Raw genomic sequence first — 13,412 nt, forward strand, 5'->3', positions numbered from 1 at the left:
CTTCGTCAGTTATCCAGTCCGCGTTCAAGAGCCTCAGGCCGGGCCGGGCCGGGGCTCCATCCCGCCGGGCGCGGTCACGTCGTCCTCGTCTTCATCCTCGATGACGGGTACGGCGCTGTCGGGCGTGGACGGCCCTTCGCCCTTGGCAGGAACATCGGTATTGCGCACCGGTGGCTTGCCGTTGAGCAGATCGTTGATCTCCTCGCCGGAGAGCGTCTCGTATTCGAGCAGGCCCTGCGCGATGGCTTCCCAGTCCTTGTTATAATCGGTGAGAATGCGGCGGGCTTCGTTGAGGCCGTCCTCGACAAGCCCTTTCACCTCGCGCTCGATCTTGGCCGCCGTCTCGGCAGAGACGGTGCGCGATTGCTGGACCAGTTGCTGGCCGAGGAAGACATCGCCCTGATTGTCGGCGTAGTCGATCGGGCCAAGCTCTTCGGAGAAGCCCCACTGGGTGACCATGGCGCGGGCAAGGCGTGTCGCCTGCTGGATGTCGCTAGCGGCACCGGAGGTTACATTCTCCTTGCCGAATTTCAGCTCCTCGGCAATACGCCCGCCCATCATGATGGCCAGACGGCTGGTCATTTCCTGATGGGTCATGGACAGCTTGTCGCCTTCCGGCAGCTGCATCACCATACCCAGCGCCCGCCCGCGCGGAATGATCGTCGCCTTGTGGACCGGATCAGCCGCAGGCACGCGCAGCGCCACAATGGCGTGACCGGCCTCGTGATAGGCGGTCAGCGTCTTTTCCTTCTCGCTCATGACCATGGAGCGGCGTTCCGGCCCCATCATCACCTTGTCCTTGGCCTCTTCAAACTCGGCCATCGAGACCAGGCGGCGATTGCGGCGCGCTGCCAGCAATGCGGCCTCATTGACCAGATTGGCGAGGTCAGCGCCCGAAAAGCCCGGCGTGCCGCGCGCGATCACCTTGGGATCAACATCCGTTCCCAGCGGCACGTTGCGCATATGGACCTTGAGGATTTTCTCGCGGCCCGTGATGTCCGGGTTCGGCACCACGACCTGACGGTCGAACCGGCCCGGACGCAGCAGCGCCGGATCCAGCACGTCGGGGCGGTTCGTGGCCGCGATCAGAATGATGCCCTCATTGGCCTCAAACCCGTCCATCTCCACGAGGAGCTGATTGAGCGTCTGCTCGCGCTCGTCATTGCCACCGCCCAGGCCCGCACCGCGCGACCGGCCGACCGCATCGATCTCGTCGATGAAGATGATGCAAGGCGCGTTTTTCTTCGCCTGCTCGAACATGTCGCGCACGCGGCTCGCGCCAACGCCCACAAACATCTCCACGAAGTCGGAACCGGAGATGGTGAAGAAGGGCACCCCGGCCTCACCGGCCACGGCGCGCGCAATCAGCGTCTTGCCGGTACCCGGAGGGCCGATCAGCAGCGCGCCTTTGGGGATCTTGCCGCCAAGGCGCTGGAATTTGGAAGGATCTTTCAGGAACTCGACGATCTCGGCGAGCTCTTCCTTGGCTTCATCAATGCCGGCCACATCATCAAAGGTCACGCGGCCGGTCTTTTCGGTCAGGAGCTTGGCTTTCGACTTGCCAAAGCCCATCGCGCCTTTGCCGCCGCCCTGCATCTGGCGCATGAAGAAAATCCACACCCCGATCAGCAGCAGCATGGGGAACCAGCTCAGCAGGATGCCGAACAGATTCATGCCGCCTTCGGACGGGGCGCGCGCGGTGATCTGGACATTATTGGCCCGCAGCGCATCGGTAACGCGCGCATCGGCCGGCACTTCGGTACGGAAAGCCTGACCGCCGCTGAGCTCGCCAGTGACCGACTGGCCTTCAATCGTCACCTCGCGGACGCGGCCCGCCTCCACATTGTCCATGAATTGCGTATAGGTCATCTCGTTGGTCTGCGCGGCCGGGCGCGGACCCTGGAGGATGTTGAACAAGGCAGCCAGCAGAACCAGCAGGATTGCCCAGACCAGAATATTACGCAAATTCATTTACTTATCCTTCCGCCGGGCCCATGCGCCCGCCTCAAGTCCTGTCAGTCCCGGCCAGACACGCGGCAGCAGCCAGCGTGGGACGTCAACATCAATATTGGACGGCGCACACGATTTCGCCAGCCCTGCGCGTCCAGCTGCCGCACATCATACAGTGTTTTAACCTGCCGTGCCGTATGCGGACACACCCAGCAAGGCGTCCAGCCGGTCTGCAATCAACGCGCCAGCCGCGCCATCGCCGGGCGGCGTATCCAGTCCGGCAATCACGCTTTGGCCACCGCCACTGATAACCGCCAGAGATGGCCGCAATCGGGCAGGCACATCGGGGACTGGCCGGTTCTGCGCCCGCAAGGGCTGCACGGTCAGCGGTTCTGATCCTGCGCATACCAGCATCCGGCCATCAAACACGCCGCAATCACCCGGTGCCACATGCAGCGCGGCAGCACCCCCATGGCCGTCCGCGCGGCCTGCGGCAGCGCCGGGATCGCGCCCCATCACGCCCTCACGCGTCAACATGACCCCGCCAGCACTGAACGGGATGCCTGCCAGCAAGGCCTCCAGCAGGCCGGAAACACAATCCGGCCCCGGCAGGGCGCGTTCGCCACTGACTGCCAGCATCAGCGCCTCGCACGCCCGTAAGCTCACCTCTCGCGAGCCTCCGGCAAACTTCGTTGCATTCAGCCCCACCGCGCCCCAAGGCAGGATGTCAGCGCCCGCCCTGATACGGAGATGCGCCAGCTGCCTCAGGCGGCCATCCGTGCGCAGTGCCGCCTCATTAAGCGCAAGCAGGTGCCTGCCCGCCGGGCTTGCAGGCGGCGGTGCGGCGGCGCGCACCCGTACACGCTCAAAGGCCCGGTTGGTGTTGGAGGGATCCTCCACCCATGCCTGTCCCCGTGCGCTCAGCCATTGGCGCAACTCGTCCCGCGCCACGCGCACCAGCGGGCGGGCAAGGCTGACGCCGCGCCCTTCCGGCCAGGCCGGGCTGGTGCTCAGCTCACCCATCACCGCAAGCGCTCGCCAGCTTGCCTCCTTGCGCGACAGGCGCATCAGCAGTGTTTCGATAACGTCGTCCGCCGTGTGGGCGAGGAACAGCCGGTTTGCGCCCAGACCCCGCGTAGCATCGGCCAGCAGGCCATGGCGTGCGCGCCGGGCCGCCGCCTGCCCCGGTGCCGGCGCATTCCAGACCAGAATATGGGCTGTCGCGCCCAGCGCCTCGGCGCGCCGTGCCGTCAACGCCGCTTCGCTGGCGCTTTCGGGCCGCAAGCGGTGGTCTACGGTCAAGGTGTGAAAATCGCGGCCAGCCTGACGGGCCACATCCGCCATCAGGCAGGCGAGCGCCATGGAATCGCCACCGCCCGAGAGCGCAAGCACCAGAGGCCCGGACGGGCACAGGCGCGCGACAGCGCGCGCGCCTGCAGCAAGGTCAGTGTCTAGCGGCACCCGGCACGGCTGCGCTCACGCTCGGCGCGCTGGCGCGCCTCTGCGCTGGCATTGGGATATTCCTGCCCGAAAGAGCCGAGCACATTGCAGGCAGCGCCGCTCTGATCCATCGCATGAAGCGAGGCACCCAGGCGCACCAGAGCGTCCGGCCCGCGTTCACCGCGGCGGTCAGCACGCAAGGACGCCATATAGGCATCGGCGGCGTCCTGATAATTGCCTTGCGCAAAATGGGTTTCGCCAAGCCAGTACCAGGCCTGACCCGTCATCGGGTGACCGTCATGGACCTCGACAAAGCCGGCAAAGCGCTCCTGCGCACCGGCAAAGTCACCATCCAGCAGGCGCGCACGTGCGCTGGCAAACGCCTCGTCCGGATCAGACGGGGCGGAGGAGGCCCGGTCGCGGCTTGAATCTGCGCCGCCGGATGACGCCTGTGCGGCATCGGCGTCTGCCCGCGCGGCCGGCAGATTACTGCCCTGAAGGCTCAGGGGCCGCGTTGCCGCAGCCCGCGCATCCGCATGCGGATCGCCCGGCTCGGTTATCGCCAGCTCGCCGTCCTCGCCAGCCAGCATACGCCGCATGGCGGTGTTGAGCCGGTCAACTTCCTGACGCAGGCGCCGGTTCTCAAAAGTGAGTGTTTCCAGCTCACCTGTCAGGCTGCGCTGCTCGCGCTCCAGCGCCTCAACGCGCATCAGCAGGCTCTCCGCCACAGGATCGCCTGCCAGCGATTGCTGCTGCATTTCGTTCAGACGCGCCTCGATGGCATCCATGCGCATCGTCAGCGCCCGGCTGGACTGGGCGTGGGCGGTCCCGGCAAGGAGACCGAAACCAATCAGGAGAGAAACGAGCCAGCGCATGCCATCACCTCTGAACAACAAAAAATCCGGGTAACCGGGATCGCGCGTTGGCCGCGCAGGGTCAAGTGGGCAGCGTGACGAATGCAAGGGGCGAAATTACGGCACAGCGCATAAACGCGCCCCTGTCATTGGTCCCTGTGACAGACCCGTTACTGGCCCCGGAAAAATAAAAGGCTCGCCAGCACGACCGGGCCGGTCATGCTGGCGAGCCTTCAAGCTCCGCAGTAGCAACGGGCAAGCCGTTGACTAGGACACCGCACCAGACGTTACGACAGTGATGCCATTCCGGTTCTGGGCCCAGCACGACTCGGTCGACTGGGTGCAGGTCGGACGCTCTTTGCCGTAAGAGACGGTGGAGATGCGCGACGCATCGACGCCCTGGCTGACCAGGAAGTCGCGGACCGAGTTGGCGCGGCGGGCGCCAAGCGCGAGGTTGTATTCGCGGGTGCCGCGCTCGTCGGCGTTGCCGGCGATCAGGATGCGCGTGCCCGGGTATTGGGCAAGCCAGGCGGCCTGACGGCGCAGGGTTTCGCGCGAGGCGTTATCCAGATCCGAACGGTCGAGGCCGAAGAAAACACGGTCGCCCGCATTCTGTTCAAAATCCGCGATCGAACCAGGCACCGGACCCGTGGTGCGGGTGTCGGTGGTGGTGCCGCCTGTATTGGTTTCCGGCACGACCGGGGTTTCATCCGGGCGGCTGGCGCAGGCGGTGACGAGAAGGCTGCACGCTGCCAGAGCAGCGAACGGAGCAAGTTTCATTGGAGCAATGTCCCTCAATAGTGTCCGTGCAGCACGCCTGCACGACCGAGTTCTCCATACACCACATTCGACGGTGAATCGATATGGATTAGCGAACTATTTTCCGTCGCTGTTTCAGTCCAGAAGTGGCGACCAGGCAGCGTCGGACGCGGCGCCCTGGGTAGGCAGGCGCCGCAAATTGAACCCGCCCAGATCCACGCTCCAGATCGAATAGCGCGTGCCCGTCGCGGAGTAGTCGCCGCGTGTAAACAGCAACATGCGTCCGTTCGGGGACCAGGCGGGTGTATCTACAAAATACCCGTCATAGAGAATTCGTTCCTCGCCAGTGCCATCGGCACGCATCACGCCCAGCGAGAACATCGAGCCCTGCTGCTTGATGAAGGCGATCAGATCGCCGCGCGGGGACCAGACCGGGCTGGTATAGCGGCCCGGCCCGAAGCTGATCCGGCGCTGGTCGGTGCCATCGGCGTTCATCACATAGATCTGCGGCTGGCCTGAACGGTTGGAGGCAAAGGCGATCTGGCGGCCATCGGGCGAATAGGTCGGCTCGGTATCGTCCGACGGATTGCTGGTCAGCTGACGCAGGGCCCGCGTGCGCAGATCGAACCCGTAAAGATCGTGACGGCCGCGCCGCTCCACCGACATCACCAGCTCGCGGCCATTGGGGTGGAAACGCGCCGAGAGCGACTGGCCGCCGCCCGTGATAGCCGCATTGCTGCTGTCAAACAGCGCTTCCTGACGGCCGGTCTGCAGATCGTAGAGATAGCTGGTCGCCTGCAGGTCACGGAAGGACACATAGGTGATCTGCTGGCTGGTCGGCGAATAGTTCGGCAGCAACGCCATGTAGGAGCGGTCGGTCAGGAAGGACGGGTTCGCTCCGTCCTGATCCATGATGACCAGACGGCGCGTCGGCTCGCCATTGGGCCCGTCACCTTCGGACACATAGACAATGCGGGTGTCAAAAAACCCGCTCTCGCCGGTCAGACGCTCATAGACGGCATCAGACACCTTGTGGGCCAGGCGGCGCCAGTTCTCCGGCACCGATGTGAACTGCATGCCGAGAATCTGCTGCTCGGCAGCCGTATCCCAAAGGCGGAACGCCACCAGAAGCCGGCCCTGCTCGTCAATGCTGACCCGGCCTACCAGAAGGGCGGAGGCGTTGATGATGCGCCAGTCAGCAAAGCGGGGACGCAGATCGATATTGGTGATGTCCTCGATGAAGGCGTCCTGGGACACAGGCGCGAACAGGCCCGAATTGGCCAGGTTATTGGTCACCACCCGCGCAATGTCAGCGCCCGTCTCGGCGCTTTGCGCGTCCTGCGCGATGAAGTCGGTAATCGCGATGGGGAAGGGATCGACATTGCCGTCCGTGACGGTGACCACCAGCGGACTGCCCGACTGGGCAAGCGCAGGCGCCGCAAGCGCTGCAATCATGGCAAACAGGGCGGCTAGCCGGGCCAGAACACGCATTGATTTAGCTCCTGTCGTTCGTACGGGGGTAGAACCTGCACTCATAAAGGTTTCGGGCGTGACGCGTAGCAGATTTCGCGCCTGAAAAGGAGAGACGTCCGCCGTGGAGCACTCCTCCACAAGGACGGCTCGACGTCGTCAGGGGGGAAATCTGCCGCGCCCCGACGGGGTATGGCGAAAATCGTCCACTATTACGTCGCAGCCCCTCGAAAGGGGGAAACCATTCCGTCGGGCCTGCTCCTGATATTGAACGATTTTCACCCATATCACGCTCCAAACCCTTTATGAGTACAGGTCCTATCACACTATCGATTTGACGGCTCGAAATTGACCGTAATGCGGCGCCATTGCTGATATTGGCCCGCAGGCATGGTGTAGGGCGCACATTCGATGACCGCCCGCACCGCCCGCTCGCCGGCAAGACGCATATAGGGGTTGGGCGAGCCCAGCACGCGATTGGCGTCAACAAGGCGCGGCGGCGCACTAAGACTGCCATCACGCTCCAGCTGCACCTCCACCGATACGCGCAAGGAGGCCGGGTCCGGCGCATCGGACGGCTCGCGCCAGCAACGCGAAGTCTGGCTGCGGAACAGGTCCGCCATGGTCGCTGTCATCGCCGTGCCCGCGCCTGCGCCCTGCCGGGTCTCCCCCTGCTCTGCAGGACGGTTCTGCGCGCTCTGCTGGCGCGAACGGTCGACCAGCGTGGACAGCGCATCCAGATCCAGCCCCTGCTGCTGTTGCGGCTGGGGACGTGGCTGCGGACGCTGCGGCTCTGGCCGGGGTTCGGGCTGCGGCGGAACGGGATCAGGCTCGCGCTCGGGCTGCGGTTCGGGTTCCGGCTCGGGTTGCGGCTCTTCGGTGGGCGGCAGCGGAATGGGTTCAGGCTCGGAGACCTGCGGCTCGGGCTCGGGCTCCGGCGCGACCGGCTGCGGGCGCTCGATCACGTCCGGTTCAGGCTCCGGCACCGGATCGGGCGCGGCAGCGCGGATATTGGTGATGTCGGCCAGCGTGACCAGCTCGACCGGAACCAGCACGCTTTCACCGTCGAGCTGGCTGGCCGAGCGCGGGAAATAGATGAACGCACTCGCAAACAGCGAGAGGTGCAGCACCAGCGATAGGATGAAGCTGGCAAACGAGCGCATCGGGCTAAAAAGCGTTTCCCTGCTACTGGTTCAAAGGATCGGTAACAAGACCGATATTGGCGTAGCCAGCCGAGGAGACGCGCGCCATGACGCGCATGACCTCGCCATAGCCCACGGCCTCATCGGCGCGGATATAGACGCGCGCCTGCGACCCCGTCCGCGAGATCGCCTCCAGACGCGGCACCAGCTCTTCAAAGCTGACGCGCGTTTCCTGCAGGAAGATGCTGCCATCGGCTTGTATCGTGATGGTCAGCGGCTCTTCCGACGTGGTCATCGCCCGCGCTTCGGTATCGGGCAGGTTCACGTCCACGCCCACGGTCAGCAGTGGCGCGGCGACCATGAACACGATCAGCAGCACCAGCATCACGTCCACATAGGGGACGATGTTGATCTCTGCCTTGGGTTTCCAGCGGCGGCCGGTCCTGCGGCCGCCCATGTCCACATTGCCGGCCATCTAACTCTCCCGGGCTGCAAGCGCGGAAAGATCGTCCACGAACCCTTCCAGGCGCACCGCATACTTGGCGAGCTGCGAGGAGAGCGCGTTGAAGAAGATCACCGCCGGAATGGCGGCCACCAGGCCCAGACCCGTCGCAAACAGGGCCTCGGCGATACCCGGCGCCACGACGGCCAGATTGGTGTCGCGCGATGCGGCGATGGAGCGGAAGGAGTTCATGATCCCCCACACCGTACCGAACAGGCCGATAAAGGGCGCCGAGGAGCCGACAATGGCGAGAATGCCAAGCCCCTGCTCCATCCGGGTCAGTTCCCGGTTGGCTTCTGCCCCGCCAGAGCGCGAGACGGAGAAGCTGTCCCAGTCACGCAGCGCGGCGGCCAGCACCCGGCTGAACGGGTCCTTGGGATTGCGCGCATAGCGGTTGGCGAGGTCATCAATCGAGCCGCCAGCCCAGAAATCATCCTCGAACCGGGCGGCTTGGGCGGCGGCCTTGCGGAACTGCAGGAATTTCTCGATGGCCACGGCCCACGACCAGACGGACATGAACAGCAAGATGCCCATCACCGCCTTCACGATGATGTCGGCGCGCATGAAAAGGTAGAAGATAGTCAGTTCCTGCGCTGGCTGGGCCAGCTCTACGGCAACGCTGTCCATGACGGCTCCCTCACACTCCCGGCAAACGGATGAGCGCGTTGCTTAGCGGCGAGCAGCACTCTCGCCAAGCCTGACACGCTCAAAACCCGCCCTCATCTGTTCCCGGCAGGCTTTCTCTGATCCGATTGGGGCGATTTGAAGGAGGAAGGGTTAAGGACGCGTTTGGATTTGCAGTGGACGCGCTCCGCAGGAGAGCCCTCACGCCAGCGGCGGAAGAACCGCGAGATGATCGTTGATACCGCCTCTGACGCGCTGGCTGAGCGGCAGATGCGCGCTCTCTTTTGTCCAGACCTCCCGGAAGCGCGCCGCCGTTTCGCGAGCAGTGTCGAGCACCAGCCTTTCAGGCAGTTCAGCTTTGGCGGCCAGATGCGCAAGCTCGTCTGCATCAAATCCGCCAAACCGGCTGGTGCGGCTGAATTTGAGAGCAAAGTTTTCATCGCGGATATAGGCAATCGTCGAGACGAAATCATAGGCTGGTGCGAGCGACGCCGTCTTCTGATCGCGATAGATCAGGGACCAGTTCTTGACGTGCATGTCGGCATTGCCGATCAGCACGTTGAAGGTCAGGCGGCGGATAAACTCGGCCACATCGGCATTGCCCGCCTCGATGCCGATGATCTGGGCGATACGGCGCAGGGAAGCGTTTTTGTATTTGTCTTCCGGATAAAGCCCAAAAACCTGCGCAAAATCCTCGATATGGACACGCGATCCGTCAGCGGCGCGGTCAAACCGCTCAATGGCAAACGCCTTACGCCTGAAAAAGTCAGCGCCCAGGCCGATGCCCTCGGGCAGGTCTTCAATATCGCCGACATCAACCAGCCGGACCGGCGGCACATTGATCCCCACCATCGCGGCAAGGCTCATCATTGAAAACTCGTTCTGAGGGACGTCCTCAAACTCGCGAGAGGGCAGCTTGATGATCCAGTTGCCGCCCTGACCGCTGGCCGGGATGGTGAGACCGCCACGCGCTTCCAGCAGAGCCGAGAATTTGAGCTGAACGCCGGCCAGCGAAAATCGCAATGGCCCGTTAGCCGGCCTGCCTCGCGCCTCTTCATAAGCGTCATCGCCGTCAAACAGCTCGCCGCCTGCCGGCACGATGGTGACGGCGCCGGGAAGGTCCATGCCCAGCGCTTTGAGCAGCGGGAACTCGCGCACCGGATTAACGCGCGCACGCCCTGCCAGATAGGCGCGCATATGTCCTTCGGGCAGGAGGTTGGAAAAGAATGGCAGGGCGCGTGTCTGCGTCGGCACAAAATCGCTGAACACACCGCCGAACGCATCCTTGAAGCCAAGGCTCAGCGTCGGCCGGTTTTCATCCCCGATATAGTTTTCAGTGAAGGCAAAGAGCATCCGGTCGCCGCCCAGATGGGTCAGCGTGCCGATCTCGCGCTCATAAAGCCGGACGCTCAATATGGACGGGAAAGCGCCTGACCTAGTCATCGCCGCCCGCCTCCAGCTGGTATTGCGGGCGCGAGACGGCCCCAGCGCCTGCGTGGGCGGCCTCGTTGCGGCGGGAGCGGAGAATCGCCTGCACGGCGGGAAGAGCCGGTCTCGGCACCAGCTCCAGCTCCAGCTCCAGCGTACGCGCGATCTCGACAAGGCTTGAAAGCCGAATATCGACCGCGCCGCTCTCGATCTTCGAGATATGGCTTTGCGGCACGCCCGTAAGCTGGGCCAGAGCCCGCTGGCTAAGACCTTTTTCCTCGCGCGCCTGTTTCAGGCGGGCAGCGATTTTCTCCAGGAGATACGACATTTGATCTGCTTTCACATATCGATACGCCAATATGATTTATCAAAGCATATCACATGCTGAGCGCTGGCCCCAAGAATTATATGTTTTTATATATCACGACGCATCAGATATATATCTTAGCGTATCAACGCTATCCCGCCGTCTTCTCCAGCGCCTCTTTAAGCCCCGCAGGCAGGCGCTTGGGGCGGCCTTTGAGGTCGATGCAGACCGCTTCCACTTCGGCGCTGGCGAGTAAAACCCCGCCGCGCGTGATTACCTGTTCGATCTGCATGCGCACGCCGGAGAGGCTGGCAAAGCGGGTCTCGACCATCAGCGCATCATCGATGCGGGCAGGCGCGTGGTACTCCACCGTGACCTTGCGCACCGCAAAGCCCAATGGCGGATCGGCCTTGAGCAGGTCTGCATGGCTGATGCCTGCCGTACGCAGCGCGTCGGTACGCCCACGCTCGAAGAATTTGAGATAATTGGCGTAATAGACGATGCCGGTAAAATCCGTGTCCTCGTAATAGACCCGCACGGGCAGATAATGCGCGCCGCCCTGCCAGGCGCCGGCCTCCGGCGCGCTCATTTATCGCCTCCAAAGAGGTCCGGCGAAGAGCGCGGCGGCTCCAGCCCCATATGTGTCCAGGCGCGCGGGGCGGCGATGCGGCCCCTTGGCGTGCGCTGGATGAAGCCCTGCTGGATGAGGAAGGGTTCGACCACTTCTTCGAGCGCATCGCGCGCCTCGGCGCAGGCAGCCGCCAGCGTTTCCACGCCGGCAGGCCCGCCGGCAAAGCCTTCAATGAGGACGCGCAGATATCGACGGTCGAGACTGTCCAAGCCCACCTCATCCACCTCAAGGCGTTTCAGAGCCAGGTCTGCGACCTTGGCGGAAATGCTCGTCTCGCCATCGGCCTCGGCAAAGTCGCGCACCCGGCGCAGCAGGCGGCCTGCCACGCGCGGCGTGCCTCTGGCGCGCCGCGCAATTTCCCGTGCGCCATCGGGTTCAATGGCTGCGCCGAGCTTCCCGGCGGCGCGGGCGACGATGCTGGTCAGTTCCTTCTCGCCATAAAATTCCAGCCGCACGGGCACGCCGAACCGGTCACGCAAGGGCGTCGCCAGAAGGCCCGCCCGCGTGGTTGCGCCAACAAGAGTGAAGGGTGGCAGATCGATGCGCACCGTGCGCGCGCTCGGCCCTTCGCCGATCACGAGATCGAGCGCAAAATCCTCCATGGCGGGGTAGAGGATTTCCTCCACCACCGGCAGCAGGCGGTGGATTTCATCTATGAAAAGCACGTCGCGCTCTTCCAGATTGGTCAGGATCGCAGCCAGATCACCCGCGCGGGCAATCACAGGGCCGGAGGTGGCGCGGAAATTGACGCCGAGCTCACGCGCCACGATCTGCGCCAGCGTGGTCTTGCCCAGCCCCGGCGGACCCGACAGCAGGACGTGATCGAGCGCTTCGCCGCGGCTGGCGGCGGCGCTTACGAAGACCTTGAGGTTGTCGATGGCCGCGCGCTGCCCGACAAACTCGTCAAAGCTCAAGGGCCGCAGCGCCTTGTCGCGTCCGTCCCCCGGCGCGGGTTCGGTTGAGATGATGCGGTCTGCCTCGGTCATGTCAGTGGCCCCTTTCCTCCCCCGTTTACGGGGGAGGTGTCGAGCGTCAGCGAGACGGAGGGGGGAGCTATTCGGAACAATCCCCCCCTCGGCCTTTCAGGCCACTCCCCCCGTGAACGGGGGGAGAAAAACAAAATAACGCCCCTCACCGCGCCAGCTCCTTAAGCGCCGCGCGGATCAGCATGGTCTCGCCGGCTTGGGGGTTGGCGGTGATGGCGAGCGCTACCGCGTGGCGCGCTTCGCTCTCGCCATAGCCCAGATTGGTGAGCGCGCTGATCGCCACTTCGCGGGCGTCATCCTCTTCGGTTTCGGGAGCGGCTGCGGGCGCGCTGGAGGCCGCCGGAGCCTCGCCGTCGGACAAGGCCTCTACAAGGCTCTCAGCGCCCTTTTGGGAGCGCCGGCGCGCGGGCGGGGCCTTGCCCTTCAATTCGACCGCAATGCGCTCAGCGAGCTTTCTACCCACCCCCTTGGCGCGCTCGAAAGCCGATGCATCGCCCAGCGCCGCCGCCGTCTCGATGCCAGAGGCAGAAACCGCATCCAGAAGCGCCAGTGCGTGCTTGGCGCCGACACCCTGCACACCCTGCAGGCGGACGAACCAGGCACGTTCCGCTTCGGTCAGAAAGCCGAACAGGCGCAGCGCATCCTCGCGCACATAGGTCTCGATATGGAGGGTGATGCCGGTGCCGATCTCAAGGCGCGAGCGCGCGCGAGTGCCAAGCGAGACGAGATACCCGACCCCGCCCACATCGATGACGGCATCCTCATCGCCCAGCGCGATCACAACCCCGTTCAGCATCCCGATCATGCGCTAAGCCTTGTTTTGATGCCGCGATGATGCGCGTGACAGACCGCCACCGCCAGCGCGTCAGCGGCGTCCGCCGTGGCGCGGCTGCCCGGCAGGATGACGGCGATCATGGCGGCCACCTGCCCCTTCTCAGCCGCGCCGGTGCCGACGACAGACTTCTTCACCAGACGCGGCGCGTATTCGGAAACACTAAGCCCCGCCCGCGCGGCAGGCAGGATCGCGGCTGCACGCGCCTGACCGAGCTTGAGGGCTGTCCCTGCGTTCGCGCTGACGAACTGGTCCTCTACCGCCGCTTCATGGGGGCAGTACTCGGCTACCAGTGCCTCGACAGCGGCAAAGATCGCTTCGAGACGTTCGGGCAAGGGCGCTTTCACCGGCGCCTTGATGACGCCGTGGGCCACCAGAGACAGGCGCGTACCGGTCTGGTCGATCACGCCCCATCCGGTGGCCGCAAGGCCCGGATCAATGCCAAGAATGCGAATCGTCTGGCTCATCGGGCGAGCATACAGGATTG

Annotated in this window: 14 protein-coding genes; all 14 read right to left on the reverse strand. The window is 64.3% G+C overall.

The window, feature by feature from the left end; all coding sequences use genetic code 11:
- Positions 1-33: 33 nt before the first annotated feature.
- Positions 34-1,971 carry an ATP-dependent zinc metalloprotease FtsH gene (gene ftsH / locus X907_RS11455; protein ID WP_127568124.1) on the reverse strand — a complete coding sequence of 646 codons (1,938 nt, stop codon included), beginning with the start codon at positions 1,969-1,971 and terminating at the stop codon, positions 34-36.
- Between the two features lie 159 nt (positions 1,972-2,130).
- Complete coding sequence (tilS, locus tag X907_RS11460) at positions 2,131-3,411, reverse strand: tRNA lysidine(34) synthetase TilS (protein WP_127568126.1); 1,281 nt, start codon at positions 3,409-3,411, stop codon at positions 2,131-2,133.
- Positions 3,402-4,265: a tetratricopeptide repeat protein gene (locus X907_RS11465; RefSeq protein ID WP_127568128.1), complete on the reverse strand. Its 864-nt coding sequence runs from the start codon at positions 4,263-4,265 to the stop codon at positions 3,402-3,404. Before X907_RS11465 ends, tilS begins: the two co-directional genes overlap by 10 nt.
- A 246-nt stretch (positions 4,266-4,511) precedes the next feature.
- A complete protein-coding gene (gene pal, locus X907_RS11470; RefSeq protein ID WP_127568130.1) occupies positions 4,512-5,024 on the reverse strand; it encodes a peptidoglycan-associated lipoprotein Pal in 513 nt (170 codons plus the stop codon).
- 114 nt (positions 5,025-5,138) lie between these two features.
- Complete coding sequence (tolB, locus tag X907_RS11475; protein WP_127568132.1) at positions 5,139-6,494, reverse strand: Tol-Pal system beta propeller repeat protein TolB; 1,356 nt, start codon at positions 6,492-6,494, stop codon at positions 5,139-5,141.
- Positions 6,495-6,799: 305 nt separating this feature from the next.
- Positions 6,800-7,636, reverse strand: a complete 837-nt coding sequence (locus tag X907_RS14460) for a cell envelope integrity protein TolA (RefSeq protein ID WP_170175544.1) — start codon at positions 7,634-7,636, stop codon at positions 6,800-6,802.
- Positions 7,637-7,658: 22 nt separating this feature from the next.
- A complete protein-coding gene (gene tolR / locus X907_RS11490) occupies positions 7,659-8,090 on the reverse strand; it encodes a protein TolR (RefSeq protein ID WP_127568136.1) in 432 nt (143 codons plus the stop codon).
- Positions 8,091-8,744 carry a MotA/TolQ/ExbB proton channel family protein gene (locus X907_RS11495; RefSeq protein WP_127568138.1) on the reverse strand — a complete coding sequence of 218 codons (654 nt, stop codon included), beginning with the start codon at positions 8,742-8,744 and terminating at the stop codon, positions 8,091-8,093.
- Between the two features lie 198 nt (positions 8,745-8,942).
- Entirely contained in the window at positions 8,943-10,184 is a 1,242-nt protein-coding gene (locus X907_RS11500; RefSeq protein ID WP_127568140.1) for a type II toxin-antitoxin system HipA family toxin, read from the reverse strand.
- Positions 10,177-10,497, reverse strand: a complete 321-nt coding sequence (locus X907_RS11505; protein ID WP_127568142.1) for a helix-turn-helix domain-containing protein — start codon at positions 10,495-10,497, stop codon at positions 10,177-10,179. The genes X907_RS11500 and X907_RS11505 overlap by 8 nt, the downstream gene beginning before the upstream one ends.
- Positions 10,498-10,627: 130 nt before the next feature.
- Positions 10,628-11,065 carry a tol-pal system-associated acyl-CoA thioesterase gene (gene ybgC, locus X907_RS11510; protein WP_127568144.1) on the reverse strand — a complete coding sequence of 146 codons (438 nt, stop codon included), beginning with the start codon at positions 11,063-11,065 and terminating at the stop codon, positions 10,628-10,630.
- Positions 11,062-12,093, reverse strand: coding sequence for a Holliday junction branch migration DNA helicase RuvB (gene ruvB, locus X907_RS11515; RefSeq protein WP_127568146.1), 1,032 nt, complete (start codon positions 12,091-12,093; stop codon positions 11,062-11,064). Before ruvB ends, ybgC begins: the two co-directional genes overlap by 4 nt.
- 145 nt (positions 12,094-12,238) lie before the next feature.
- Positions 12,239-12,898 carry a Holliday junction branch migration protein RuvA gene (gene ruvA, locus X907_RS11520; protein WP_127568148.1) on the reverse strand — a complete coding sequence of 220 codons (660 nt, stop codon included), beginning with the start codon at positions 12,896-12,898 and terminating at the stop codon, positions 12,239-12,241.
- The gene (ruvC, locus tag X907_RS11525; RefSeq protein WP_127568150.1) at positions 12,895-13,392 is read right to left on the reverse strand and encodes a crossover junction endodeoxyribonuclease RuvC; all 498 of its coding nucleotides are present in this window, start codon (positions 13,390-13,392) and stop codon (positions 12,895-12,897) included. The genes ruvA and ruvC overlap by 4 nt, the downstream gene beginning before the upstream one ends.
- Between the last annotated feature and the right edge of the window lie 20 nt (positions 13,393-13,412).

The sequence above is a fragment of the Glycocaulis alkaliphilus genome (genome assembly GCF_004000605.1).
Taxonomy (GTDB): domain Bacteria; phylum Pseudomonadota; class Alphaproteobacteria; order Caulobacterales; family Maricaulaceae; genus Glycocaulis; species Glycocaulis alkaliphilus.

What these genes read in the sequence shown, in the direction of transcription:
- ftsH (WP_127568124.1), bottom strand. Translation starts at nt 1,971, where the DNA reads ATGAATTTGCGTAATATTCTGGTCTGGGCAATCCTGCTGGTTCTGCTG.
- X907_RS11465 (WP_127568128.1), bottom strand. Translation starts at nt 4,265, where the DNA reads ATGCGCTGGCTCGTTTCTCTCCTGATTGGTTTCGGTCTCCTTGCCGGG.
- pal (WP_127568130.1), bottom strand. Translation starts at nt 5,024, where the DNA reads ATGAAACTTGCTCCGTTCGCTGCTCTGGCAGCGTGCAGCCTTCTCGTC.
- tolB (WP_127568132.1), bottom strand. Translation starts at nt 6,494, where the DNA reads ATGCGTGTTCTGGCCCGGCTAGCCGCCCTGTTTGCCATGATTGCAGCG.
- X907_RS14460 (WP_170175544.1), bottom strand. Translation starts at nt 7,636, where the DNA reads ATGCGCTCGTTTGCCAGCTTCATCCTATCGCTGGTGCTGCACCTCTCG.
- tolR (WP_127568136.1), bottom strand. Translation starts at nt 8,090, where the DNA reads ATGGCCGGCAATGTGGACATGGGCGGCCGCAGGACCGGCCGCCGCTGG.
- X907_RS11495 (WP_127568138.1), bottom strand. Translation starts at nt 8,744, where the DNA reads ATGGACAGCGTTGCCGTAGAGCTGGCCCAGCCAGCGCAGGAACTGACT.
- X907_RS11500 (WP_127568140.1), bottom strand. Translation starts at nt 10,184, where the DNA reads ATGACTAGGTCAGGCGCTTTCCCGTCCATATTGAGCGTCCGGCTTTAT.
- X907_RS11505 (WP_127568142.1), bottom strand. Translation starts at nt 10,497, where the DNA reads ATGTCGTATCTCCTGGAGAAAATCGCTGCCCGCCTGAAACAGGCGCGC.
- ybgC (WP_127568144.1), bottom strand. Translation starts at nt 11,065, where the DNA reads ATGAGCGCGCCGGAGGCCGGCGCCTGGCAGGGCGGCGCGCATTATCTG.
- ruvB (WP_127568146.1), bottom strand. Translation starts at nt 12,093, where the DNA reads ATGACCGAGGCAGACCGCATCATCTCAACCGAACCCGCGCCGGGGGAC.
- ruvA (WP_127568148.1), bottom strand. Translation starts at nt 12,898, where the DNA reads ATGATCGGGATGCTGAACGGGGTTGTGATCGCGCTGGGCGATGAGGAT.
- ruvC (WP_127568150.1), bottom strand. Translation starts at nt 13,392, where the DNA reads ATGAGCCAGACGATTCGCATTCTTGGCATTGATCCGGGCCTTGCGGCC.